The sequence below is a fragment of the Paenibacillus sp. FSL R5-0527 genome, from assembly GCF_038008055.1.
Classification (GTDB): domain Bacteria; phylum Bacillota; class Bacilli; order Paenibacillales; family Paenibacillaceae; genus Fontibacillus; species Fontibacillus macerans.
This window is the reverse complement of record NZ_JBBOYI010000001.1, coordinates 6,881,157-6,905,815: the sequence shown is the minus strand read 5'-3', so window position 1 is coordinate 6,905,815 and position 24,659 is coordinate 6,881,157. Positions and strand designations below refer to the sequence as shown.

24 protein-coding genes are annotated in these 24,659 nt (G+C 56.0%); 17 read left to right on the top strand and 7 right to left on the bottom strand.

Annotated features, from left to right (window positions below; translation table 11 throughout):
* Nucleotides 1-171: 171 nt before the first annotated feature.
* A complete protein-coding gene (locus tag NYE69_RS31205) occupies nucleotides 172-1,074 on the top strand; it encodes an SDR family oxidoreductase (protein WP_340929937.1) in 903 nt (300 codons plus the stop codon).
* Between the two features lie 400 nt (nucleotides 1,075-1,474).
* Here the strand turns inward: NYE69_RS31205 and NYE69_RS31200 are convergent, their stop codons facing one another.
* Nucleotides 1,475-1,936: a DUF2500 domain-containing protein gene (locus NYE69_RS31200; RefSeq protein WP_373281420.1), complete on the bottom strand. Its 462-nt coding sequence runs from the start codon at nucleotides 1,934-1,936 to the stop codon at nucleotides 1,475-1,477.
* 582 nt (nucleotides 1,937-2,518) lie between these two features.
* Here NYE69_RS31200 and hflX point away from each other — a divergent pair.
* Both hflX and NYE69_RS31190 read left to right on the top strand, forming a co-directional pair.
* Entirely contained in the window at nucleotides 2,519-3,796 is a 1,278-nt protein-coding gene (gene hflX / locus NYE69_RS31195) for a GTPase HflX (protein ID WP_340929935.1), read from the top strand.
* Between the two features lie 47 nt (nucleotides 3,797-3,843).
* Entirely contained in the window at nucleotides 3,844-4,314 is a 471-nt protein-coding gene (locus NYE69_RS31190; RefSeq protein ID WP_328271314.1) for a GNAT family N-acetyltransferase, read from the top strand.
* 734 nt (nucleotides 4,315-5,048) lie between these two features.
* Here NYE69_RS31190 and NYE69_RS31185 read toward each other — a convergent pair.
* Together NYE69_RS31185 and NYE69_RS31180 are read right to left on the bottom strand one after the other, a co-directional pair.
* Complete coding sequence (locus NYE69_RS31185; protein ID WP_328271316.1) at nucleotides 5,049-6,608, bottom strand: HAMP domain-containing sensor histidine kinase; 1,560 nt, start codon at nucleotides 6,606-6,608, stop codon at nucleotides 5,049-5,051.
* Between the two features lie 33 nt (nucleotides 6,609-6,641).
* Nucleotides 6,642-7,328 carry a response regulator transcription factor gene (locus NYE69_RS31180; RefSeq protein WP_124333474.1) on the bottom strand — a complete coding sequence of 229 codons (687 nt, stop codon included), beginning with the start codon at nucleotides 7,326-7,328 and terminating at the stop codon, nucleotides 6,642-6,644.
* Nucleotides 7,329-7,664: 336 nt separating this feature from the next.
* Between NYE69_RS31180 and NYE69_RS31175 the strand changes: the two genes are divergently transcribed.
* Nucleotides 7,665-8,597, top strand: coding sequence for a manganese-dependent inorganic pyrophosphatase (locus tag NYE69_RS31175; protein WP_328271313.1), 933 nt, complete (start codon nucleotides 7,665-7,667; stop codon nucleotides 8,595-8,597).
* Nucleotides 8,598-8,722: 125 nt separating this feature from the next.
* On the opposite strand, the gene NYE69_RS31170 is transcribed toward NYE69_RS31175, so the two are convergent.
* Entirely contained in the window at nucleotides 8,723-9,979 is a 1,257-nt protein-coding gene (locus NYE69_RS31170) for an MFS transporter (protein ID WP_036619675.1), read from the bottom strand.
* A gap of 301 nt (nucleotides 9,980-10,280) precedes the next feature.
* On the opposite strand from NYE69_RS31170, the gene NYE69_RS31165 reads away from it, so the two are divergent.
* Nucleotides 10,281-11,738 (top strand): SulP family inorganic anion transporter, encoded by a 1,458-nt coding sequence (locus tag NYE69_RS31165; RefSeq protein WP_328271312.1) that lies wholly within the window; start codon nucleotides 10,281-10,283, stop codon nucleotides 11,736-11,738.
* 367 nt (nucleotides 11,739-12,105) lie between these two features.
* Here NYE69_RS31165 and NYE69_RS31160 read toward each other — a convergent pair whose 3' ends face one another.
* Complete coding sequence (locus tag NYE69_RS31160) at nucleotides 12,106-12,432, bottom strand: hypothetical protein (protein WP_036619677.1); 327 nt, start codon at nucleotides 12,430-12,432, stop codon at nucleotides 12,106-12,108.
* Between the two features lie 150 nt (nucleotides 12,433-12,582).
* On the opposite strand from NYE69_RS31160, the gene NYE69_RS31155 reads away from it, so the two are divergent.
* On the top strand, nucleotides 12,583-13,968 hold the full coding sequence (locus NYE69_RS31155) for an amino acid permease (RefSeq protein WP_340929931.1): 1,386 nt from the start codon (nucleotides 12,583-12,585) through the stop codon (nucleotides 13,966-13,968).
* A gap of 33 nt (nucleotides 13,969-14,001) precedes the next feature.
* Here the strand turns inward: NYE69_RS31155 and NYE69_RS31150 are convergent, their stop codons facing one another.
* The gene (locus tag NYE69_RS31150) at nucleotides 14,002-14,634 is read right to left on the bottom strand and encodes a LysE family transporter (RefSeq protein WP_124333452.1); all 633 of its coding nucleotides are present in this window, start codon (nucleotides 14,632-14,634) and stop codon (nucleotides 14,002-14,004) included.
* Nucleotides 14,635-14,815: 181 nt separating this feature from the next.
* Between NYE69_RS31150 and NYE69_RS31145 the strand changes: the two genes are divergently transcribed.
* Nucleotides 14,816-15,553 carry an MBL fold metallo-hydrolase gene (locus tag NYE69_RS31145; RefSeq protein WP_051985250.1) on the top strand — a complete coding sequence of 246 codons (738 nt, stop codon included), beginning with the start codon at nucleotides 14,816-14,818 and terminating at the stop codon, nucleotides 15,551-15,553.
* A 4-nt stretch (nucleotides 15,554-15,557) separates the two neighbouring features.
* Nucleotides 15,558-16,136 carry a TetR/AcrR family transcriptional regulator gene (locus NYE69_RS31140; protein ID WP_340929928.1) on the top strand — a complete coding sequence of 193 codons (579 nt, stop codon included), beginning with the start codon at nucleotides 15,558-15,560 and terminating at the stop codon, nucleotides 16,134-16,136.
* Between the two features lie 26 nt (nucleotides 16,137-16,162).
* On the opposite strand, the gene NYE69_RS31135 is transcribed toward NYE69_RS31140, so the two are convergent.
* Nucleotides 16,163-16,345 (bottom strand): hypothetical protein, encoded by a 183-nt coding sequence (locus NYE69_RS31135; RefSeq protein WP_127463452.1) that lies wholly within the window; start codon nucleotides 16,343-16,345, stop codon nucleotides 16,163-16,165.
* Nucleotides 16,346-17,161: 816 nt separating this feature from the next.
* On the opposite strand from NYE69_RS31135, the gene NYE69_RS31130 reads away from it, so the two are divergent.
* The 9 genes from NYE69_RS31130 (at nucleotide 17,162) to NYE69_RS31090 (ending at nucleotide 24,632) form a co-directional block, all read left to right on the top strand.
* A complete protein-coding gene (locus tag NYE69_RS31130) occupies nucleotides 17,162-17,428 on the top strand; it encodes a YqkE family protein (RefSeq protein ID WP_340929925.1) in 267 nt (88 codons plus the stop codon).
* A gap of 69 nt (nucleotides 17,429-17,497) precedes the next feature.
* Complete coding sequence (locus NYE69_RS31125; protein ID WP_036619684.1) at nucleotides 17,498-17,689, top strand: helix-turn-helix transcriptional regulator; 192 nt, start codon at nucleotides 17,498-17,500, stop codon at nucleotides 17,687-17,689.
* Nucleotides 17,682-18,263 (top strand): peptide deformylase, encoded by a 582-nt coding sequence (gene def, locus NYE69_RS31120; RefSeq protein ID WP_036619685.1) that lies wholly within the window; start codon nucleotides 17,682-17,684, stop codon nucleotides 18,261-18,263. The genes NYE69_RS31125 and def overlap by 8 nt, the downstream gene beginning before the upstream one ends.
* Nucleotides 18,264-18,312: 49 nt before the next feature.
* Nucleotides 18,313-18,963: a deoxyribose-phosphate aldolase gene (gene deoC, locus NYE69_RS31115; protein ID WP_036619686.1), complete on the top strand. Its 651-nt coding sequence runs from the start codon at nucleotides 18,313-18,315 to the stop codon at nucleotides 18,961-18,963.
* A gap of 279 nt (nucleotides 18,964-19,242) precedes the next feature.
* Nucleotides 19,243-20,130, top strand: a complete 888-nt coding sequence (locus NYE69_RS31110) for an ABC transporter ATP-binding protein (RefSeq protein WP_340929922.1) — start codon at nucleotides 19,243-19,245, stop codon at nucleotides 20,128-20,130.
* Nucleotides 20,127-22,328: an ABC transporter permease/M1 family aminopeptidase gene (locus NYE69_RS31105; protein ID WP_340929920.1), complete on the top strand. Its 2,202-nt coding sequence runs from the start codon at nucleotides 20,127-20,129 to the stop codon at nucleotides 22,326-22,328. Before NYE69_RS31110 ends, NYE69_RS31105 begins: the two co-directional genes overlap by 4 nt.
* A 1-nt stretch (nucleotide 22,329) precedes the next feature.
* Nucleotides 22,330-22,950, top strand: a complete 621-nt coding sequence (locus NYE69_RS31100) for an RNA polymerase sigma factor (RefSeq protein WP_340929918.1) — start codon at nucleotides 22,330-22,332, stop codon at nucleotides 22,948-22,950.
* Entirely contained in the window at nucleotides 22,934-23,797 is an 864-nt protein-coding gene (locus NYE69_RS31095) for a hypothetical protein (RefSeq protein WP_340929916.1), read from the top strand. Before NYE69_RS31100 ends, NYE69_RS31095 begins: the two co-directional genes overlap by 17 nt.
* The gene (locus tag NYE69_RS31090; protein WP_340929915.1) at nucleotides 23,784-24,632 is read left to right on the top strand and encodes an ATP-binding cassette domain-containing protein; all 849 of its coding nucleotides are present in this window, start codon (nucleotides 23,784-23,786) and stop codon (nucleotides 24,630-24,632) included. The genes NYE69_RS31095 and NYE69_RS31090 overlap by 14 nt, the downstream gene beginning before the upstream one ends.
* The last annotated feature ends 27 nt before the right edge of the window (nucleotides 24,633-24,659 follow it).

The following is a 24,659-nucleotide window of genomic DNA, read 5'->3' as shown; positions in this document are numbered from 1 at the left end:
AAGCGTTTTGAAAAAGCGCACTTCGTAAGCATACGCTTCAGTGCTGAAAGCCGACCTTTTTGAACACTTTATTTAATTTTACCATGAATATAAGACAACGGATGTCGTATATGCCCTGTTACACTGCTATAGAATAAACAACACAAAATGGTCAGGGAGGATGTTGACACGATGGACTTAAAGGACATGCAAAGAGAAAAACCGCTGCAGGGGAAAGTGGCGGTCGTCGCCGGGGCTACGCGGGGAGCGGGGCGGGGCATCGCCGTCATGCTGGGTGCCGCCGGAGCGACCGTTTACTGCAGCGGGCGGAGCGTTCGCGGACAGGCGTCGGATATCGGCCGCAGCGAGACGATCGATGAGACGGCCGAAATGGTTACGGCCCGCGGCGGCAAAGGCATTCCCGTACGCACGGACCATACCTCCGAGGAACAGGTGCAGGCTTTGTTTGCGCGAGTGGAGGAGGAGCAGGAGGGGCGTCTCGACATTCTCGTCAACGATATTTGGGGCGGAGAAAATCTGACCCATTGGAACACGCCGTTTTGGGAGCAGCCGCTGGCCGACGGCCTGCTGATGCAGGAGCGCGTGGTCAAGACGCACATGATTACCAGCTACTATGGCGCTCCGCTGATGGTGAAGCGGAAGGCGGGGCTGATCATCGAGGTCACCGACGGCTCCACCTACAATTATCGCGGCAATCTGTATTACAGTCTGGCGAAAATATCGCCGATCCACCTGGCCGCCGCCATGGCCGAGGAGCTGCGGTCCTTTAATGTGACGGCGCTGGCGGTTACCCCCGGCTTTTTGCGGTCCGAACAGATGCTGGATTATTTCGGCGTTGCCGAGAGCAACTGGCGGGACGCTATTCAGAAGGAGCCGCATTACGCCGAATCGGAAACGCCGTATTTCGTAGGCCAGGCGGTGGCTGCATTGGCTGCGGACCCGCAGGTTGCGGACAAAGCCGGTAAGGCGCTCACCAGTTGGGACTTGTCCGACGAGTACGGATTCGCCGACATCGACGGCCGTAAGCCGCATTGGGGCAACTACGCGCGGCGGCAGGGTCTGCCGGTCAACTGAGGCGGGGAGGATGACGAGCTAACGCAAAAAGCGCGAGCGCAGCGTTCCAACCGCTGCCGCTGGCGCTTTTCAGTTTATCCGCCGGCGACAGGTTCCCTCTCCGGGTGGCCTGACAGAACCCGACAGACCGTTCTGATTGGAAATATCCAATAGAACTAAAATTGAATGGCAGATGCAGCGGTTTGATTGGATTTTTCCAATAGATTTGGCTCGCTTGCTGCTAAACGGGCGATTTGAGTGAAATCTATTGGATATTTCCAATGAGAGCTCCAAATTGCGGATGATGCGCGTCAATCTGTTGGATTTTTCCAATGGGAGGTAAAGCGGCGCGCCTCATATTTTCGGAATCCAGTTGCGGTCTGCCCCATTTATTTTCACCGGCGCATTAAGGTCCGCTCCTTTAAAATGTCCCGCCGCTGCGGTTTTGCGCCATATCGCGTTCGAACGCCACGATCCAATCGCCCTGAACGGCCGCGTATCCGGCATCGCCTTCGGCAACAAGGCCGTACAGGTTCTTCACGTCAAGGTACTCCACGCGTTGGCCGTTATCGAATTCCAGCGTAATGTAATAATACGTCCGGGACGAGGAAGAATGCATATGATTATCGCCGTGGTGGCTTGATGAGCTGTGCCGGACATCCATCCGTTTGGACACGATGCGGGCATACCGGGTTTCGCGGGGGGAGCGGGCGTTTTGGACATATTTGACGCCGCTTCCGATGAGCCCTACAATTACGATAACGAAGATAATGCCTATAAAAATCGGGACAAGCGTAAACATAAAATCAAAACCGCCTCCGAAGCCGCCTCCAAAGTCCCCTCCAAAGCCTGCACCGCCAAACAGCGGATTAAAACCGCTCATGATAAGCCCTCCTTAAGTCTCTTTATGGTCTCTTTATGGTTTCCTTATGTTCCCTATGTTCCCTATGTTCCTTATGTTCCCTATGTTCCCTATGTTCCTTATGTTCCCTATGTTCCTTATGTTCCTTATGTTCCTTATGTTCCCTATGTCCCCTTGTGTTCTGCTATATGATATCAACCTGCCTAATCTCGCCGATGTTCTTCCTTATTTACGCAAAACGGGGAGATATGTTTCATCTTACCATGCTTTTCGCACCGATTGTGAACGAATACGAATTGTGATAAACTGGAACCATCTTAAGAAGAACGGAGGGTTCCCCGTGTTGTACATTAAATTCCGTTTTACCACTTTGCGCGGCTAATTGAATAGTGCCAAAGGCTCCGCGCCTGTGCGGGGCAAACGGGATAGGTGTGCTATGATAAAGGGAACCTGCAGGAACTTTAGAATAGAATATGCCTTGTGACCTGCCGCTTTCGGCTGGCGTTTTTCGCTGCCGGGGCGCTTTTTGCCATAGGTCCGTTTGCTTGTAAACACAGGTGTGGCGCCTGTGTTTATTTTTTTCTCAAGGGAGGAAGCAACTATATGGAACAACAACAGCTCGAACAAAAAGCCATCTTGGTTGGCGTGAACTTAAACCATCAGGAAGATTTCGAATACTCTATGGAGGAACTGGCGAATTTGGCGGAAGCCTGCGACATCGAAGTCGTTGGGACGCTTGCGCAAAATCTGCTCAAAATCAATACCTCGCACTATATCGGAACGGGGAAATTAACCGAGGTCAGGGCGCTGCTTGAGGCGCACGAAGGCAATCTCGTCATTTTCAACGATGAGTTGTCCCCTTCGCAAATCCGCAATCTGGAGGCGGACCTGGATTGCAAAGTGATCGACCGGACTGTGCTGATCCTCGATATTTTTGCGCAGCGGGCCAAAACCCGGGAAGCGCAGCTGCAGGTGGAGGTCGCACAGCTCAAATACATGCTGCCGCGCCTCGTCGGGCTGCGGGAGTCGCTGGGCCGCCAGAGCGGCGGCGTCGGCACGAAAAACCGCGGCGCCGGGGAAACGCGCCTCGAGCTTGACCGCCGGCGGATCGAGGAGAAAATTACGGCGCTTAGCAAGGAATTGGAGCTGCTCGTGGCGCATCGGCAAACGCAGCGCAAGCAGCGCAAAAAAAACGAGCTGCCCGTCGTCTCGCTGGTCGGCTACACCAATGCGGGCAAATCGACGATCATGAACGCGCTGATGGAGCTTTACAACCCTTCTCAGGAAAAGCTCGTGCTGGAGAAGGATATGCTGTTCGCCACGCTGGAAACGTCGGTCCGCAGCATTCCGCTTCAGGATAACAAAGCTTTTTTGCTGACCGATACGGTCGGGTTTGTCAGCAAGCTGCCACACCATCTGATCAAAGCGTTCCGCTCGACGCTGGAGGAGGTGGCCGAAGCCGACCTGCTCATCCATGTCGTCGATTATTCCAATCCGGAATACGAGCGGCTGATCGACATCACCAACCGGACGCTGAAGGAGATCGGCATAACGGACATTCCCACGGTTTATGCCTACAATAAATCCGATCTGACCGATCAGGCTATTCCGGAGGTTCGCGGAGATATCGTCTATATGGCCGCAAAACCCCGGATCGGCATCCAGGAGCTGGTCTCCGAAATCCGCAGCCGGATTTTCAAAGACTATGTGCAGTGTCAAATGATGATCCCTTACGAACAGGGGGCATTGGTTTCTTACTTTAACGAGCACGCCAACGTCTTGGAAACGAGCTATGAGCCGGAGGGCACGAAACTGTCCCTGGAATGCAAGCTTAGCGATTACGGAAAATACAAGGAATATGTGATCGAGGCGTTGAAATAACTTATAATAGCCCTCAAATCACGAACTTTCCAAAGGAGACTTAAGCGATGTCGGATATGCTGGTCAAGTTGTACGATTTGCCGCCTTTTGAACCGGTGGAGCAATATGAAGCGGGCACGGGGGTGACGATCCGACGGGCGATCGCCCCGGAAAAGCACGTCGTCGCCAAATGGGTCGGCGAGCATTTCAGCCCGTTTTGGGTCAGCGAATGTGAAGTGGCTTTTGCCCGGGCGCCGATCACCTGCATCATCGCCATCGATAATGGCAAACTGCTCGGCTTTGCCTGTTACGACACGACGGCCAAAGGATTCTTTGGCCCCACCGGGGTCGATGAGCAGGAGCGCGGCAGAGGCATCGGCAAAATGCTGCTGCTGCACACCCTCGATTTGATGCGTCTCGACGGCTACGGTTACGCGGTGATTGGCGGGGCGGGACCCAAGGACTTTTACGCCAAAGCGGCGGGCGCGGTCGTAATCGAAGGCTCGGAGCCGGGGATATATAAAGGAATGCTTCGCTAGTTAGCGTAACGGGAAGCAAAAAGAGCCTCATCCATCATCGTTTGGATGGGGCTTCTGCCTTTTTTGAGAGTGGTTGCTGCTCAGACCAGTAGGTAGAACGTTGAATAGTTGTAAAATAAACAGTTGCTTATCCGGATATATAACCAAACACTTGTTTAAGTGTAAAACATGCAATTAGATCTGTTTAATCTGAAGAGCTGAAGAAAATGGTTGGATGGTAGTTGCAGGAAATGCAATTAAAACCTTTAAATCCGTATCTTAAATTGAACCTAGGTGTAAGTTTTGCAACTATGGCCCAAAGCACATCGATGGATGTTGTTGGCGCGTATACGTAAACCGGATATGAGCGATTAACTTCATCGGCTCGATCAAATGCAAAAATGCATTTCATTTTCTCTAAATTTCCACTCTAAAGCGATTGAAATGCAAAAATACATCTCATTCAGAGCTATATAATAAAAAAGTAACTTTTGACCGGAAATGAACTGCAGTTTCGCATTTGAACCACCCGTTTCGAGGGATTTCGACGAAATTCGCATGCCCTTTTGCATTTCGTGATAGTGAGCTACGTGCATAACGCCGTATCCCTATCCCGTATCCCGTATCCCGTAGCCTGCTAACCGTTTCTTTTTCTATGCTAACGCGGTAGCGTAAACAAAGCCTGGCCAGCGGCCAGGCTTCTCTTATTCGTTTGGGACCGTCGTACATCATACTATCTTCCATAAAACTGTCCTCTACAGCGCCGGCAGCACAACGGTAAACGTCGCTCCCGCACCAGGTTCGCTGGCTGCGGAGATGTGCCCGCCGTGCGCTTCGACGATCGACTGGGAGATCGCCAGCCCCAGTCCGGCGCCGCCTTGTTTGCGCGTCCGCGAGGCGTCGCTGCGGTAAAACCGCTCGAAGACGTGAGGCAGATGCTCTTTGGCGATCCCCGGCCCGTTATCCTTGACCTGAAGCAGTGCCCGTCCGGGCTCGTGAGTCAAGGTTACCGCAATCCGGCCGGTTTGCCGGTCGGTATGCTGAACGGCGTTATGAAACAGGTTCAGCACGACCTGCTTGATTTTATCGTTGTCGCACATCGCGGCCAGCCCCGGATGCAGCGCAAACCGGACCTCCCGGTCTTCGGCCAGCATCCGGAGGTGCGGTTCCATTTCCCGGATCAATTCGTCCAGCAGAACCTGCGTCCGCTGCACGACTGGAGTGCGGTCCAATTTGGCCAGCGTCAGCAGGTCCTCCACCAGCTTCTTCATCCGCCCCGATTCGCCAAGCATGCTGTTCAGCGCCGCGTGAAGCTGCTCCGGCCGGTCGGCGGCCCCCCGCAGCAGCACTTCGAGGAACCCGTGAATCGAGGTCAGCGGGGTGCGCAGCTCATGGGAGGCGTCGGCGACGAAGCGGCGCATCTGCTCCTTCGCCTCCCGCTCCGCCTCAAAGGCGTTCTCCAGCCGCTCCATCATCCCGTTAAACGAAACGCCGAGCCGGTCGATTTCCGATTGCCCCGAAGCCGCCGGAAAACGGTTGCCGAGATTGCCCGCGTTCGTATCCTCCACCGTTTTGACCATCTGGTTCAAAGGATTAAGCGTGCGCCGCAACACCGGGAAATACAACGCCAATCCCCCGGCTAACGCGAGCAGGGAAAGCCCGGCGAACGTCAGCAGCTGCCGAAACACCACCTTCAGCATCGGAGCGGTGTAAATCCCCATTTGCACAAGCCAGGCCTGCTCCCCGTTGTCCCCGGGAAACACCACTTCGCGGAATACGACAAGCTGCTCGTTGCCTTCCCCGTCCTTCATAACGCGGTATTCGCCAGGACGCGATTTGCCCCAGTTCCGGTTAAACAGCTTTCCGTATTCGCTATCGGTCAGCCGGGGGGCGGTAATGCCCGTTTCGGAGGCCAAATCGATAAATTTATAATCGGAGTTGATGATGGCCAGCGAGGAATCGGGCAAAAACAGGAGCGGACGCGGCTCCGGAACGTTTTTGTTTCCGGCCCCGGCCCCGGGGCCGGGGCCTGCAGGCGCAGGTCTTTGCCCGTCGCCTCCCCAATGCTCGGGAGTTTGCCCGCTCCGGTCGAACACTTCTCTCAACGGACCTCTCATCTGTGAAGCCATTTTCTCGGCCTGATTTTTATATATAAAATCCTTCATAATTACGTATTGGAACGCTCCGATCAAAACGAGCAAAGCGGCCAAAATGAACAGGGAACGCGACAGCAGTTGAAACCGCAGCGAACCCGGCAAAAACAAGCTTCGCCATCTTTGCCCAAAATTGCTTTTGTTGAGTTTGGGGCTATTCATCATCGCAAGTTCCTTTCCTTATTAAGAAGGGCTTCAGGGCAAATCGACGCGATAGCCCGCGCCGCGAAGCGTGCGGATCAGCCGGTGCTCTTTGTCGTGCAATTTTTCCCGAAGCGAGCGGATATAGACTTCCACGATATTTTCCTCGCCGCCGAAATCGTACCCCCATACTTTATCCAATATTGTGGTTTTGCTAAGCACGATCCCGTGGTTGAGGATCAGGTATTTGAGCAGCTCGTATTCGGTCGGGGACAGCTCCAGCGGCTGCTCCCGGTATATAATTTCTTTTCTCCGGTCGTCCAGGCGGAACGGTCCGATAACGACTTCGCCGAACAGCGCCGGAAACTGGTTGCGCAGGCGCGCCCCGATGCGGGCCAGCAGCTCCTCGAAGCTGAACGGCTTGACGACGTAATCGTCGGCGCCGATCGTCAGCCCCTTCACCCGGTCGTCCACCTCGTCCTTGGCCGTCAGCATAATGATCGCGACGTTGTCTCCGTTTTTGCGCAGCAGCCGGCACACTTCCCAGCCGTCCATGCCCGGCATCATGACGTCCAGCACAACGACATGCGGCTGAAATTCCGCCGCCACGCTGACGGCGCTCATCCCGTCCGCCGCGGTCCGGACCTCAAAGCCTTCATTCGCCAGACCCAGCTCCAGAAACTGCACGATATGCGGCTCGTCGTCCACCAGCAATATTTTTGCGCCTTTCACGTTATTCATCATAAAAATGCCTCCTATAATATAAGGCCGCAGCCTATCGTCTTCGGATGATCTCTATTATGGCCGATACCGCTGAACGTTTGCTGAAAGCCGCCTTAACGCTGACTTAAACTGAGCGGGCAGGTAAACTGCCCAGGCAGGCGGAACGCGCCGTACATAGCGGATCAGGGTATTTAGCGAACCTTAATCGCCTTCTTTCATCCTGATCGTACCCGGTTTGCCCCGCGATGTAAATTATTCTTTGCATTCCGCCGGTTCGTCCTTGCCGCTCTTGATTGCCACTCAATTTATAAGCTATACTTTTGTCATTAAGTCTTTGAAAAGGGGAGTAACGAGATGGAAAAAGTGTTGATTTTCGGACATAAAAATCCGGACACGGATACGATCTGCTCGGCGATCGCCTATGCCGATTTGAAATCGAAGCTGGGCTGGAACGTGGAGCCGGTACGGCTTGGGGAAGTGAACGGGGAAACGGCGTTTGCGCTGGAGCGGTTCGGCTTTGCCGCGCCCCGGCTGGTGGAAGCGGTGGCCGGGGAGGCGAAGGAGGTCATTTTGGTCGACCACAACGAACGCCAGCAAAGTGTGTCCGACATCGATCAGGTTCGCGTGGCCGAAGTCATCGACCATCACCGGATCGCCAATTTCGAAACGAGCGGCCCGCTCTACTATCGCGCTGAACCGGTCGGCTGTACGGCAACGATTCTGAACAAAATGTACAAGGAAAACGGCATCGAAGTTCCGGCCAATATCGCCGGGCTGATGTTGTCCGCGATCATTTCCGACTCGCTGCTGTTCAAATCGCCGACCTGCACCGAGCAGGATGTGGCCGCAGCCCGCGAACTGGCCGGCATCGCCGGCGTCAACGCGGAGGAATACGGACTCGACATGCTGAAAGCCGGGGCCGATCTGAGCGACAAGACGATCGAACAGTTGATCACGCTTGACGCCAAGGAGTTCGACATGGGCGGGTCGAAGGTGGAAATCGCCCAGGTGAACGCGGTGGACGTAAACGATGTCCTGTCGCGGCAAAGCGAAATCGAAGCCGCGTTAAACGGCATCATCGAACGTAAAGGATTGGACTTGTTCTTGTTCGTCGTCACTGACATTCTGAACAACGATTCCGTGGGCCTGGCACTCGGAAAAGCGGCCGACGCGGTTGAGCAGGCGTACAGCGTCAAGCTGGCCGACAACAAGGCGGTGCTGAAAGGCGTCGTATCCCGCAAATCGCAAATCGTGCCGGTACTGACCGACATTTTCAACAAGCGTTAATCGCAAGTTCGAACTGCATATTACGGAATGAAAAAAGTCTTGAAGCGGCGGGTGTGGCCCGTTTGCTTCAAGACTTTTTTGTTGTAAATACCGTGCGCCCGTCTAAGGGCAGGCGTTTTTCGCGCCTACGGCTGCTCGGCCGCCGGAGTAGGGGCCGGAGCCGGCTTTTTATATTTGAAGATCGGGATCAGAATCGCCGCCCCGGCCAGCATGATGATGCCGGAGACCGCATAGATGCCGACCAGCGGGAAAAACTTTTTGAGCACGCCGGACAACGACATCATGATGACCATCATGCCCATGAACATCGGGCTAAGCACGCCGTTGACGCGCCCGACGTATTCCTGCTCCGTCCATTGCAGAATGAGCGTGTTAATGCCGATTTGGATGCAGGGCATCGTCAGGCCGTTAATAAATTGCAGCGTCAAGGTGAGCGGAACGCTTGTCGAGAAGCCCATACCGGCGATACACAACGCGCTGATCGTTATTCCGAACGCCAGCAGGATCTGCGGCGGGATGCGTTTGGCCAGCGTCATGACGACCGCTCCGCCGATCAGCATGGCGATCCCGTTCACCATCAGCAGAAATTGCAGGAACTCCTCGCTTTTCCCCAGATTTTCCGTGACTAAAAACAACCCCAACGTCTGAATCGTACCGACGGAAAAACCGGCGATCGCAAAGGTCGCGCCGAGCACTTTGAGCACCGGGCTGCCCCAGACGTAGCGGAAGCCGGCCGCCAGCTCCTGGCGGATATTCGATTGCCGGGGCGATTTTTCTTCCGGCGTTTCATCGGCCGGGATGCGGAACAGAACAACCGCTGACAGCAGAAAGGCCACGCCCATCACGCCGATCGAAAGATGAATGCCAAATTGATGATAAGCAAAGATGCCGAGCGACGGCCCCAGCACCATAAAGATGGCGATCAGCGACTGGAACAGGGCCATGCCTTGCTGCACCTGATCGGGATGGACGTGCTGCTTGAACAGCTTCATCACCGACGGCTGAGAGAACTGCGACAAAATCGCCGAAATGAAGGTGGCGAAATAAACGGTTTCCCATGATTCGTACAATAGCGTGATCAATACGACAAACACCGACACCGCGGAAAGAAAGTCGCACCAGATCATCGTTTTTTTCGGCTTCCAACGGTCGGCAAAGGCGCCTCCGATAAAGGAAAACACAAAAATCGGCGCAAACTCCACCACCGAAATCAGCGAGATGGCCAGCGGGTCGTTATGCGTTTTTTCCGAAACGAACATCAAAATGGCGAAATTGCGGACCCAGATCCCAATCTGCAAAAAAATGTTGGAGATCAGAATCGTCTGGTAAAATTTGTTGCGAAACAAACTGGGAGCGGGGGAAGCATGCGCTTGATTAGTCATTATTACCACCTCAATATGGTCTCGTTTTATTAGTGAAGCTTACCCAACTTTCATATAATAAGTGTTTTTGGTTGTTTAGGAAAGAGAAAAAACGATTATAATCGGACATTCCTAAAGTGGTATATTTCAATTTTTAAGTATTTTCGCGGATACCGGAGTATTCGGGAGCATACTTGCCGATTAAGCGATTTTCTCGGATGAGATGTATTTGAGCGGGGCGGCGTTTCTTTAATATAATCGGGAGCGTTGGCGTTGCACCGGACCTTTAAATCCATCAATTATTATAGGAGGTATTTATATTTTGCTAAAACAACTTCATATTAAGCAGACCTGGTTTTCGAATACGCAAAGCGATATTCTGTCCGGATTGACGGTTGCTTTCGCCTTGATTCCCGAAGCGATCGCCTTTTCCATTTTGGCCGGCGTCAGCCCGATGGTCGGGCTTTACGCCTCATTCACAATCGCGGTCGTGATCGCTTTCGCCGGCGGGCGCCCGGGCATGATCTCGGCGGCTACCGGCGCGATGGCGCTGCTGATGGGCGGTCTCGTCCGCGACCATGGCATCGAATATTTATTCGCCGCCACGATTTTGGCCGGGATCCTGCAGATCATCATGGGCATGCTGAGACTGGGAAAATTCATCAGCTTTTTGCCGCATTCGGTCATGACCGGCTTTGTGAACGCGCTGGCGATTTTGATCTTTATGGCGCAGCTGACGCATTTTTCCGGCCAAGGGTGGATGATGTACGCGCTGGTGGCGTTGACGCTGGCGATCATTTACCTTTTTCCGCTGATCACCAAGGCGGTTCCGTCCGCCCTTGTGGCGATCATTGCCGTATCGGTGCTCGCGATCTCGCTGCGCCTTGATGTCAAAACCGTAGGCGACATGGGGGAAATGACGGCGTCCTTGCCCGTTTTCCATCTTCCCGATGTCGCGGTTTCCTGGGAGATGCTGAAAACCATTTTCCCGGTGTCGCTGTCGCTGGCCTTTGTCGGCCTGTTGGAGTCGCTGATGACGGCGACGCTGATCGATGACATCACAAATACGTCCAGCAACAAAAACCGGGAAATGAAAGGCCAGGGCCTGGCCAATATCGTGACCGGATTTTTCGGCGGCATGGCCGGCTGCGCGATGATCGGACAGTCGATGGTCAATATGAAATCCGGCGGACGGACGCGGCTGTCCACGCTGGTGTCCGGCATCGGCCTGCTGTTTCTCGTCATCGTGCTTGGGGACGTCGTCAAGCAAATCCCGATGGCGGCGCTTGTCGGCGTCATGTTTATGGTATCCATCGGGACGTTCGATTGGGGCTCCCTCAAATCGCTGCCCAAAATTCCGCTGTCCGACGCGCTGACCATGGTCATTACGGTCGTGGCCGTTGTCGCTACCGATAATTTGTCCATCGGCGTAGGGATCGGCGTGCTGCTGAGCGCGCTTGTGTTCGCCTGGAAGATGGCCAGCATCCGTGTCGCTGTGAGCCTGGAGCAGGGAGTTAAAACGTATGCCGTGACCGGGCAGATGTTTTTCGGTACAGTGTCCCATTTTTTAAATGAATTCGATCCCGAAGGCGATCCGGAGCATGTGACCGTCGATTTCGCGAAATCGCATGTCTGGGACCAGTCGGCGGTTAACGCGATTTCCAAATTGCTGCACAAGTACCGGCTGCAAGGCAAAAACGTTACGATTGTCGGGCTCAACGAAGAAAGCACCCGGCTCGTCGAACGCATCGGTTTGTCTACGCCGGCCGGGCATGGTTGATCTTGATCCGCTCCCGCCGGAAGCTGAACAAAAAAGCTGTCCCAAAGTCTGTTGGCTTTGCGGGCAGCTTTTTTCAAGATTATAGGCGGTCTGGTGGGATGAGCTGCAAAAGTGCAGCTTATTTTCCGTCTTCAGCCCCTTTCAGGGCTATTGAAATGCAAAAGTACATCTCATTTAAGGCTATACGATAAAAAAGTAACTTTTGAGCGGAAATGAACTGCACATTTGCATTTGAACTGCCCATATTGAGGAGTTTCGACAAAAACCGCATGCACTTTTGCATTTCGCAGGAGTACACCATTTTCCTTATATCGTAACGTGGCGGGAGTGGGAGTGGTATATAGTTCCTTTTACGCGCCCCTTGCTTTTAAGTGGATTTTTGTTCTGGCGGTCCGTTCAATTTAAACCGCTCCAATTGCGACCAAAGCCCTTCTTTGCGCAAAATTTCACGCTGCTTGGGGCCGATCAGGTCGAAATGGGGAAACGGCGAGCGGTTATGGATATATTTCGGGTCAAGCCCGTGCTCGCGGCACCAGGAGGCCAGGCGCCCCAAGTCCGAGCAGCCGACCTTCGTCACCGTTTTGGCGCCGGGAAAACGCGGGTCCAGCCAATAATGGGTCAAATAGGCGATGTCGCCGCGGGCGACGTTTCGTTTCCATTCGTTCAGTTCTTCGCGTGTCACGCCAAAAGCCATGGCCAAGCCTCTTTTCTTTGAGATGTGACTTATTATATCACAGGCCATTTTGCGGTAAAACGCTGCTTACATATTTCCCGGGATTCGGCTGCAATATAAAGAAGTGGCTAAAGACCTGATCATACATTTTACGGAAATGAGGGAACTGAAATGGCAGAAGCGAGGGGCGAAGAGGAAGAAAAGGGGACCCTCCGATGGTGGCAGCTGTCCCTGCTTGGGGTGGCGTCCACGATCGGGACGGGGTATTTTCTGGGTTCGGGAATCGGCATTCGCATGGCCGGACCGTCGATTCTGATTGCTTTTATCCTTGCGGCCATCGGCACTTATACGGTGTTCGAGGTCCTGGCCCGCATGACGGCGGACCGCCCGGAGAAGGGGTCCTTCCGTTCCTATGCGAAACGGGCGTTTGGCCGTTGGGCCGGTTTTTCCAGCGGTTGGATGTACTGGTGCTCCGAACTGCTTATCATGGGCAGCCAATTGACCGCTTTATCCCTGTTTTCGCGGTTTTGGTTTCCCGGCATGCCGATGTGGATTTTTGCGATTATTTATGCCGTGCTTGGATTAGCCGTTATCTTTTTGGGCAACCGGGTATTCGATTCGATGGAAAATGTGCTGTCCGTCATCAAAATCGCCGCGATTTTGATGTTCCTGATTGTGGCCGGGGCGGCGCTCATGGGATGGATACCGGGAGGCGGCAAAGCCCCGGCGTTTCCGCATACGGCGGACACCTTTTTCCCTACCGGCTACCGCGGTTTGTGGTCAGGGTTTATTTTCGCGTTTTATGCCTTTGGCGGTATTGAAGTGATGGGCATGCTGGCGGTGCGCCTACGGAACCCGAAGGATGCGCCGAAGGCGGGCACGGTGATGCTGGTGCTGCTGGCGATCGTGTATTTGCTGTCGATCGGGCTCGCGCTGACCTTCATTTCGTATAAGGCCATCGATCCGAAACGCAGCCCGTTCATTACGGCTTTGGCGAATTACAATCTTCCGTTTATCCCGCATGTTTTTAACGGTGTGCTGATCGTCGCCGGATTCTCCACGATGGTGGCCTCCTTGTATGCCGTAACGACGATGCTGGTCACCCTCGCCAAAGACAAGGATGCACCCCCGCTATTCGCCCGTAAAGCCTGGGGCAAGCGGCCTTTATACGCGATCGGCCTGACCGCCGCCGGGCTGGCCGCTTCCGTCGTAATGTCGTTCGTGATGCCCGGGCGCATTTACGAATACATTACGACCGCCGCCGGACTGCTGCTGCTTTACAACTGGTTTTTCATTTTGGTCACGGCGGGCAAGCTGCTGAAGCTCAGCGCGTTCGGCCGGGTCAAACGCTGGACGGGCATGGCGCTTATCGCGCTTGCGGTGGTCGGTACGCTATTTCATAGTACAAGCCGCCCCGGGTTTTGGGGAAGCTTGATCTTCATCGGCGTCATCGGCATCGTCACGCTGGTTATGCAGTTTACCGTCTGGAAGCGCCGGAAAATCGCGCGGCGCCGGCAGAGCAAGCCGCTGGTGCTGCGCCCGAAGCGCACGACGTGAGTAGAAAGTGCGCGGTCAAAAAGGCCGTTTTGCTCAAAGCCGCTCCAGCAGCAGGAGCGCGGCTTCGTAACCGAAGTACAGCCCGAAGCCGATCAGCGATATACCGGATATGACGGAGATGGTGACGAGAATCCGGTCGGTCAGAAATCTGCGGAATACGCTGGCGAACCCGGCCATCGCCAAATCCCAAACGATCAGTCCGGAAATGATCGCGCAGCTGTTGACGATCAGTTCCTGCGTTCCGGCGGCGGATGCCGCCTGGGCCAGCACCGAGCCGTAAATGCCGAGCCAGAACAAAATGGACAGCGGATTGCTGACGGACATCATGAATCCGAACAGCAACGATTTCATCAGCGGTTCGCCGCCCCGCATTTCGTTCAAATGGATGTTTCCCGCCTGTTTTAAGCTGTCGATGCCGGTATAAGTGAGGATGAAAAAGCCGAACAGCCACAGGAACGTTTTCATAAACGGGGTGTTCAAAAAATGAACAACGCCGAAGTATACGAGCAGCATGTATAAAATATCGGCGGCAAGCGCCCCGATCCCTACAAACCAGGCATGGAAAAAACCGCCGCGTATCCCTTTGTCGAGTTGGGCCGCATTGACCGGGCCGATCGGCGCGGACAGGGATAACCCCAGCAGCACGTAGCTGATGAAACTGTTCATTCAACCCTTCCCTCCAGACTGCGATTTTATCGTGCTTGTACATCCTATTCGGAAAATGCGGCTTGTACGACTAAAAAAAAAACAGTTGCGAAACTAATGGTATTAGTTTAAATTAAAACTAAAGGTCTTAGTTTTGGAGAATTCATTTTCGTAAACCAGTTTGGGGAAGAGGGAATTAATAATGAGAATCCGCAAGTATGGAAAGTTAACGCAACTGTCGTTTCTTCCACGGCTTTTTCCGGTAAATTGCTATTTGGTCGAGGAGGAGGATGGCGTTACGCTGATCGACGCCGCTTTGCCCTACAGCGCCGCCGGGATTTTGCGGGCGGTGCAATCGACCGGCAAGCCGCTTGCCCGCATCGTCCTGACGCATGTTCACGACGATCATGTGGGGGCGCTGGACGCGCTGAAGGCGATGCACCCGGATGTTCCGGTGCATGTCTCCGCCCGGGACGCCCGGCTGATGAGCGGCGACGTGACGCTCGACGCAGGCGAACCGCAAACGCCGATCCGCGGCGGCGTCCCCAAGCGGCTGAACACGCGCGCCGACGTCCTGTTCACGGACGGAGAGCGCATCGGCTCGCTGCTCGCCGTAGCCTCGCCGGGGCACACGCCGGGCTCGTATTCGCTGCTGGACACGCGCAGCGGCGCGCTGATCGTGGGCGACGCCTTTCAGACGCGCGCCGGCATCGCGGTCAGCGGCACCGTCCGCCCGCTGTTCCCGTTCCCGGCGCTGGCCACCTGGAATAAGCCGGCGGCGCTTAACAGCGCGCGCAAGCTGGCCGCCCTGCAGCCGTCCTTGCTGGCGGCCGGGCACGGCGATGTGCTCGAGCGGCCGGGCGCCGCGCTGGAGCGGGCCATCCGCGCCGCAGAGCGGGCGCTTGCGGGCGGTGCGGATCGCCGGCCGCGGGAGGTGTAGCGGCATGTCGCCAAGAATCGGCCTTGACAGTACCGCCGTTTTGATGGCGGCGGTAGAGGTGGCCAACGCCGAGGGAGCCGCTGCCGTCAGCATCTCATCGGTCGCCCGGAAGCTGGGGATCCGGCCGCCTTCTTTATACAATCACGTCAGCGGGCTGGACGAGATTCGCGCCATGCTGGCCAAATATGCGCTGGAGCGGCTGTACGAACACATCGTGGCCGCGGTTGGCGGCCTGAGCGGCGAACATGCTGTCCGCCGCTTTGCCGACGCCTACCTCGATTTCGCGCACGAGCATCCCGGGCTGTACGAAGCCGTGCAAATGGCCCCGAGCCAGGAGGGACGCGAGCTGCAGGAAGCCTCCGGCCGCATCGTCGCGCTGACGCTGCGTTATCTCGGCGGCTTTCCGCTGACCGAGGAGCAGGCGCTCCACACCGTGCGCGGCCTCCGCAGCCTCATTCACGGCTTCGCTTCGCTAGATCGGCAGGGAAGCTTTGGACTTCCGCTGGAGGTGCGGGACAGCCTGCATTTCAATCTCGATTTGCTGCTTGGGGGGCTGGAGCGTTTGGGGGGCGAAAGAAACTGACGGATGCGGTCATATCGGCCGCCCCTTTAATGATCGGCGGAGTTGGCCGGCCCCTCCCTGACGCCGGCTCCTCCGGCGATCCTCCGACGACGCTTCGGCGATCCTCCGCCTTCCACCGCTCTACCAATGCGCCCTTGCGCCTGCTCCGCCCTCCACCGCTCTTCCACGGTACGTCCTTCCGCCTTTTGCACCCTCCATCGCTTTTCCAATGTTCGCCCTTCCGCCTCCGCCTCTCTACGAACCTCCGCGTCTTTCCGCTGTACTTGCGCTATATTCCGCTATCTTATCACCGTTCTTCCGCCATTCCTTCCATTGACAACCTTCCGGAGGACGGTGATAATTTAGGCATAAACCAGTGGATCGCCCCGGGGATAACGTGCGTTTAAGCTGGAGTTGAAGGGAACCGAACGGTTTATTTTTCAACCCGGCAGAAGAGGGGCGTCGCATTTTAACGGACCACAGCGCCGTTATTTCGGCGGGATCGGAATGTCATGCCGCTGGCGATGCATTAACTTTTGCTCAAGCTTTCCCGTAAAAGCTATCCGAAATCATCTAACGGTTGCAGCAGCGGCTATTTGCCGAAAAAAGACCTTTTCTAAATTTTAACGGTTGCCAGCGCCGTTATTTGCCTGATCCAAGCAAAAATTACCGGTTTTCAGCGAAATAAGCTCCATGGCAACCGTTACAATTTGAAATCAACGGGCTTGGAACAAATAGCGCTTGTGGCAACCGTTAGAATATTGGTGTGCTCAGCAAATGTATCTTGCCAGATTTAAATGCACCGCTAGTGATGTCTTGCGATGTAACGGACACAGTTGACCTTGTTTGGCATTTCAGCGCAAGTTTCCAGCCGTTTTCGGGGAAATAAGCGCATCTCGGTCCGTTAGAAAGTGAAACCCGCCTTTTTTGGGGAATAGGAGCATCCATGTCCGTTGCTAGCGAAGTGACGCTAAACCGGATTAACAGCTAACGCTGTTTTGGAGCTGTCTACCGGCGAGGCTTTAAAGAAAACGAGGTGAAACGTGATGGGAAAGAAAAAAGGACAACGGCCCACTCAGGCCGCGGCGTCCTCCGCGGATAAACCGGCGACGCTGAAAGACCTGCTGGGCGGGGATACGATCGCCAAGCTGAAAGCCCAGGCTGAAGAGCTGAAGAAAGAAGAGGAAGCGCGCAAGGAGCAGGCCCGCATCCAGGCCGAGGAGGCCCGCCGGGCCGAGCAAAAGCGGCTGGACAACGACTTCGAGCACCTGCTGAACACGAGCGATATGGACTGGCACAAGTTTAAATCCTGACTTTGACAACCGGGTTTGGCCCATGTTACGCTTGATTAGTCCAAAACTTTTGACATTTGGGGGATGCCCTTGAACAATAAAATCAAGCAGTTCCGCAAGCGGCTGGGGTTAACCCAACAGCAGCTGGCCGCCGCCTGCGGCGTCGCCAGGCAGACGATCAACAGCGTGGAAAACGACCGGTACGATCCGACGCTGGAGCTTGCGTTCAAGCTTGCGCAAATTTTACAGACGAAGGTGGATGATTTGTTTATTTATGAGTAAATTCAACAGCGATTACATCATAATGATGGATGACATCGTTCGCGAAGGGGCGCCCATTTTGCGCGTTGTGACCGAGCCGGTCAGCGTTCCTCCCACCGAGGAGGACCGCGAGGAAATGGCGGCGATGCTGCGCTTCCTCAAAAACAGCCAGGATCCCGAGACGGCCAAAAAATACAACCTGCGCGCGGGCGTGGGCCTGTCGGCCAATCAAATCGGTCTGAACAAGCGGATGTTTGCCGCCCTGCTGACCGACGACCAGGGACATCCCCGCGAAATCGCCATGTACAATCCGAAAATCATCAGCCATTCGACCGCGATGATTTATCTGCCGGAAAGCGAAGGCTGCCTGTCGGTGGACCGCCCGGTGCAGGGCTTTGTGCCGCGCTACGAGAAGGTGCAGGTCAAGGCGTACGACGAGCAGGGAAATGAGGTCAAACTGCGGTTCAAAGGCTACGACGCGATCGTGATGCAGCATGAAATCGACCATCTGAACGGCATCATGTTTTACGATCATATCAACAAAGAGCACCCGTTCAAGCTGCCGAGCGGCGTGCAGATCTCCAGCTTATACTAAAGGAATCGAGAACGGAGGAGTTCATTTGTCAACAAAATCAATTGCCGCCATGATCGACCACACCCTGCTGAAGGCGGAAGCGGGACAAGCGGCCATTCTCAAACTGGCCGAGGAGGCGAAGCAATACGGATTCGCTTCGGTTTGCGTCAATCCGGTATGGGTGGAAACGGCCGCGGAGGCGCTACAAGGCTCGCCGGTAAAGGTATGCACGGTCATCGGCTTTCCGCTCGGCGCGTCGGCGCCTGAAGTTAAGGCGTTCGAAGCGGCCCATGCGATCCGGCAGGGGGCCGGCGAGGTCGATATGGTCATCAATATCGGCGCTTTAAAAGACGGGAACGACGAGCTGGTCGCCCGCGATATCGCCGGCGTCGTGGAGGCCGCGAAAGGCAAGGCGCTGGTGAAAGTCATTATCGAAACGTGCCTGCTGACGGATGAGGAAATCGTGCGCGCCTGCCGGCTTTCCGTTTCGGCCGGGGCCGACTTCGTCAAGACGTCCACCGGATTTTCGACGGGCGGAGCCACGGTGGAGGCGGTGGCGCTCATGCGCCAAACGGTCGGACCGGACGTGGGCGTGAAAGCTTCCGGCGGCGTCCGCACGCTGGCTGACGCGGAGGCGATGATTCGGGCCGGTGCCACGCGCCTCGGAACGAGCGCGGGCGTGGCGATCGCCCAGGGTCAAAGCGGCGCAAGCGACTATTAAGCATGCAGCTGTCCATAGGCGCCAGCGGCGATTAAGCCGGGCTGCCCGGCGGCGAAAGCGCGCGGGACAAACCCGCGTATCCCGAATAAAACATATCATGGAAAACAGGGTGCCATTCCAAAGCGAACGCGGGAATCGGCACCCTTTTTTGCGCCGGAGTCAGGAAATTTTTAACTTTGCCCTCCAAGGTTAAACTTTTTTGCGGCGGCATCCGTTACAGGAACAGAAGGTCGCCCGCGCGGAGCGATCCAACCTAACTCTGGCAGAAAGAGGAAGCTTATGATTCAGATCGATCATTTATCCAAAAAATATATGCGAGGCGGCTGGGCGCTTGACGACGTCACGCTGACGCTGCAGGAAGGCATGGTCGGCCTGCTCGGGCCGAACGGAGCCGGGAAATCGTCGCTGCTGCGGATATTGGCCGCGCTGACGGCCCCCACTTCCGGCGGAGCGGCCTTGTTTGGCGTTCCGCTGACCCGGGCGGAGGAGATTCGCCGCATGATCGGATATTTGCCGCAGCAGTTTCAGGCTTATCCCGGGCTGACCGGGGCGGAATTTCTCGATTTTGCCGGAGTCATGAAAGGGATCAAGGACAAAAAACGGAGGAAGGCGGAAATCGCTGCTTTGCTGGAACAGGTGAACCTGCAGAATCAAGCCGGAAAAAGAGTGCGGACCTACTCCGGCGGCATGAGGCGCCGCCTCGGCATCGCCCAGGCGCTGCTCGGTTCGCCGCGGGTGCTGATCGCCGACGAACCGACGGCCGGGCTCGACCCGGAAGAGCGCGTCCGCTTCCGCAATTTGCTGGCCCGGTTCAGCGTCGGAAGGATCGTGCTGCTGTCGACCCACATTGTCGCCGACATTGAAAGCAACTGCCGGCAAATCGCCGTCCTGAACAAAGGCCGGGTGCGCTTGTCCGGCGAGCTCGACGACCTGCAGGAGCGCGGGCGCGGCAAAGTATGGGAGGCACGCTTGTCCGAACGGGACTTCGCCCGGCTTGATCCGCTGTCCGTCGTTTGGACCCGGCCGGCGGCGGGCGGGCTGCGGTGCCGCATCGTCGGCGAGGCGCCTCCGGCTGCCGATGACGTAACGCCGGTTCAGCCGACGCTGGAAGACGGTTATTTGGCGCTGCTAAGGACGGGTCTCCCGGAAGGAGCGGGGGGACGATGAGCAGATGGCGGCGATTGTTGATGTTTGAACTGCGAATGATTTTTCGCAATCCGTGGTTTTTGGCCATGCCGGTGCTGTTCGTTTTGCTGCTGGTCTGGTTCGTCGGGCGGGTCGCGGTGCGGGAGGCTGATTTTTACCAGGAAGCCTATACGTATATGGCGCTTTTTCACACGATGACGTTAGGCCTCGTCATGCTGCTCGGCGTGCTCACGGTCCGCCGGGATATCCGGCGCCCTTCCTATGAATGGAGTACGGCATTGCCGGTGCCGTATGCGGCCAAAATTTCCGCGAAGTATGCCGCCGGCTTGCTCTATTTTTCGCTGTTTACTTTACTGGCCGGGGCGGTTTACGCTTGGGCGTCCGCGCAAGTCGGCGCTGCTTCCGGGGTGACGCTGGAATTTACGGGCTATTTCGCCGCCAGCTACGAAGTGTCTTATATCGTCACACTGGCGCTGGCGATGCTGCTGGCGATTTGCATTCCGAATCGGGCCTGTTACCTGATTGCGTTTTGCGCCTGGATGTTCGGCACCTTTTTTATGGATATATTCCTGCTGGACCGGAATCACTGGTACGTGCTGCGCGCCTTTCATCTCAGTCAATTGGCGATGAACGGCGATTTGGGAATGGATACATGGGGCATGCGTTTGATCGCCGATGAGCAGGCCGCCTCCCGCCGCTTTGTGCTGGCTTTCGCGCTGCTGCTGTTAACGTCCGGAACGGTGATCCTCGACCGGCTGCGGCCGGCGGGGCGCCGGGCCTATTCCTGGATTGCGGCCGGTGTTGCGCTGCTGCTGACGGCGGGCGCGTTCGTTCCCTACGGCTCGATCTGGCGGGAACGGTATGCCGAGTACGAGGCGAAGCAGCTCGACCCGAGCATCCCCACGGTTAACGAATTTCTGATCGCCCAAGCTTCCTCCGCTTCCCGGAGCGCCGGGGTTTTTGCAATTACCGGTTATGACATTGACCTAAAAAGAACTCCGGACGACCGTCTTCATTTCAATGTCCGGCTGCAAATCCCCGCGAAACGGCTGCATGGAAGCCCGGAGCTAACCTTTACCTTAAACCGGACTTTCAGCGTTGAGGACGTCCGGGTGGCCGGGGCTGCCGCAGCGTTTGTGCAGCAAGGGGAGCGGTTGACCGTTAAGCCTGCGGAACCCGCAACCGGGGAACTTCTTCGAGTGGAGATGAAATACAGCGGGGCGGTGATGGACTATATGCCCCGGAATCAGGCCCAGGAAGCTTACAACGCTTTTGTCCGAGGAAAAAACGTTGATTTGCCGTGGTACATGGCCTGGTATCCGCTGCCCGGCGACCGTCCGGTGTACCTGAAGAAGGGCGAGGCATCTACGCTGCGGCTGGCGGAAGAATTCAGGCTGATGAAAGAATCCGGGGAACGTGGATTTTCGCCGATTCATGTCCGCCTGAACGTTTCCGGTTTTGAAACTCCGCTGTTTTCCAACCTGACGGAATCCGTGCGCCGCCGGGACGGGCAAACGTTTGAAAGCGACGTTTTGACCGGCGTTCGCTTAGTCGGCGGAGAATTTGTCGAGCTGGAGCATCCCGGGCTGCCGGTGCGGATGGTCACGACTCCTTATGCCGTTCGCAGAGTGGAGAAGATGTTCGCAGAGTGTAACGTGATGTACCGATATTTTACTTCCTGGCTCCCCGATTTTCGGCCCAAGCTGGAACAAGTATTGGTGCTGCCCATGTACATTCCCAATAACCTTACGAACTTGGAAGAACGGACCTTGCTGATGAACTGGTTGAGCAGGGACCGGGAAGAAGACTCCGGAACGGATGCCGAAACTTTGATGTATCGGATGCTCCTGGGAACGGATGACGGCAAATTCGAGATTACGGATTCGTACACGGATGTGCGTCCGCAGATTCGCGCCTTGATATGGTATGTGTATTGCCGTGAACAGACGGATTATACGGATGAGGATATGGAAAAAGGACCCCAGAGCAAAATCCTGTCCGATCTTTTTCAGAATAACGTGGGATTGCGGATGGTACGGGAGGTGGAAACCGCCCTGGATGAGGGCAAATCCAAACAGGTCAAGGAAATGCTGAACTATTTTTACAGCCGGGGGTTGGAAATCCCGGACACGCAATTCAACGCGGACAAGGGCAGTATTACTTACAGGGAATGGCTGCGGGAATGGAAGAAGGCGATGCGGATGAGAGGGGAGGGATGACATGATTTCGGACCAGCTGCTGGTAGAGCGGATGGCGGCGGGGGACCGGGAAGCGTTCGAGCTGTTGGTCACGAGGTACCACGGACCGCTGCTCAGTTACGTGACCAACCGGCTCAAGGACCGAAGCAAGGCGGAGGACATCGTCCAGGAGACTTTTATCCGGCTGATCCGCCACCTGAAAAGGCACGGCGGGATGGAACATCTCCGCCCCTGGCTGTATACGGTGGCGCTGAATTTGTGCCGGGATTACTGGCGGAGCGCCTCCTACCGTTCAGAGCATGCCGGTGCGGACGAACTGCCGGACGATGTGGACCCTTCGCCGCAGGCGGAGGCATTGATCGAACGGCAGGAGACGGCGCAGCAGCTTGCCGAATCTTTGGCCCTGCTGCCGCAGGTGCAGCAGGAGGTTGTGCGCATGCGCTTTTTTCACGAACTGAAGCTGCAAGAAATTGCCGAAATGCTGGAAATGCCGCTAAGCTCGGTGAAATCGAACCTTTACAGCGCATTGCGGAAGCTGAAACGCGTACTATGCGGGCCAAAGGGCGCTTCCTCCGCCGGGTCCGGCGAGCGAATGGATACATTTACGGAAAGTGAGGTGCCGATTCATGGAACACTCCATTGATAAAGAACTGAAACGCTTGGAGCAGGAGCTGTGCGAACCGCTGCGGCAGGCTGTGCAGAATGCTCCGGCGCCGTCGGAAACGGCGGCGCTGATCGCGGCCCTGGAGCCGGAATTTGCCGAGCTTCAGGCGCAAAACGCCGCAAAAACGCTCGATTTCAACCCGCACGTCGAAGCGCCTTCGCTGCGCAGATTGCTGCTTAGCCAATTCCGTCTCAACCGCAAAGCGCTCGTTTTGGCCGGCGCGGCCGTATTTTTGATGCTGATTTTGCTGGTTGATCCAAACCGCCCGTTCTCCAATTATTTACTGGGCGATCGTATGCCTAGTTTATTCCCGATGATTACACCCTTGATGCTAATCGCTTCTATGCTGTACAGCTACCGCTCCTGGGACCCGGGCATGCGCGCGGTCGAGAGCATTACGCCTTATCCTCCCGCTCTAGTCGTCTACAGCCGGATGCTTATGGTGATCGCTCTTGTGATCGGCTGGGCGCTGATCAGCTCCGTCGTTGTGGGCATTCGCGTGGAGGCGGCGGGCGAGGCAGGGATGCCCTTTGTGCCGTTTTTGCTGCAATGGCTGGGCATTTCGCTGCTGACCGGCGGGACGGCGATGTACGCATTGTTCCGTTACGGCATGAAACCGGCGCTGTTTTTCGCTTTTGCGGTTTACGTGCTTTGGTTTATGCTGGAAATCCAGGCCCAGGCGGGAGGATGGGCCGCCGGTACGCGGACGGCGCTCGACGCGCTGCTGCTGCTCATCGGGGCGCTGCTGCTGTTCCGCTCGTATTACCGTAGCCGAAGTCTGAAAATAGGTGGAGTGAGGACGGAGAATACGCATGATTACCGTTGAAAATATCGATGAGCCGTTGGACGGCTTCTCCCTGCATATCGATGCCTTGCGGCTGTATCCGGGCCTAACGCTGTTGGTCGGCGCCAACGGGGCGGGCAAAACGACGCTGCTTGAGCTGCTGGCGACCGTCAGGATGCCGCGCAGGGGGAGGATCCTGTACCGGCAGCGCTCCGTGCTTGACGATTTGCCGCTAGTGCGCAGTCAAATCGGTTATGTACCCGCGGAAATCGAATTGTACGAAGAAATGACGCCGTACAAGCTGCTGGCTTATTTGTCCGAACTTAAGGGCTTAACCGGCCCGGATCGGGCGAAGGAACTGCTGGGCGATTTTAATCTGGAATTCTGCCGGAACACCAAGATCAAACGGTTGTCGCTTGGGGTTCAGCGGCGGATTGCCCTTGCCCAATCCCTCTTGGGGGCCCCGAATTTCCTGTTTCTTGATGAGCCGTTAAACGCGATGGATTCCGCGGAGCGCAAGCTGGCGATCAACTATTTGAACCGGTACGCCGAAGGGCGGACCGTCATTGCGGCGGTGCATGAGATGAACGAATGGGCGGCCATGGCCGATTACGTGCTTTGGCTCGATCGGGGGGAGGTTCATTTTTACGACAGGAAATCGCTATGGACGGAAGACTTGCCTTGCCCGATCTGGGAAGGAGTCATTCCCCGTGAACGGTTAGGCGAGCTGCCGCCCGAGCGCCTGATCGAGATTCGGGAGGTCCGGGAGGGGGTATACGTTAAAATGGCGGCGGAATCTCCCCCGTTTCCCGGCCTCACCGAAGGGGAACCGCTGCTGGAAGATGCCTATTTCGTGCGGAAATTCAAGGGGAAGTAAATAAAATATATAATTCACATAAAAATT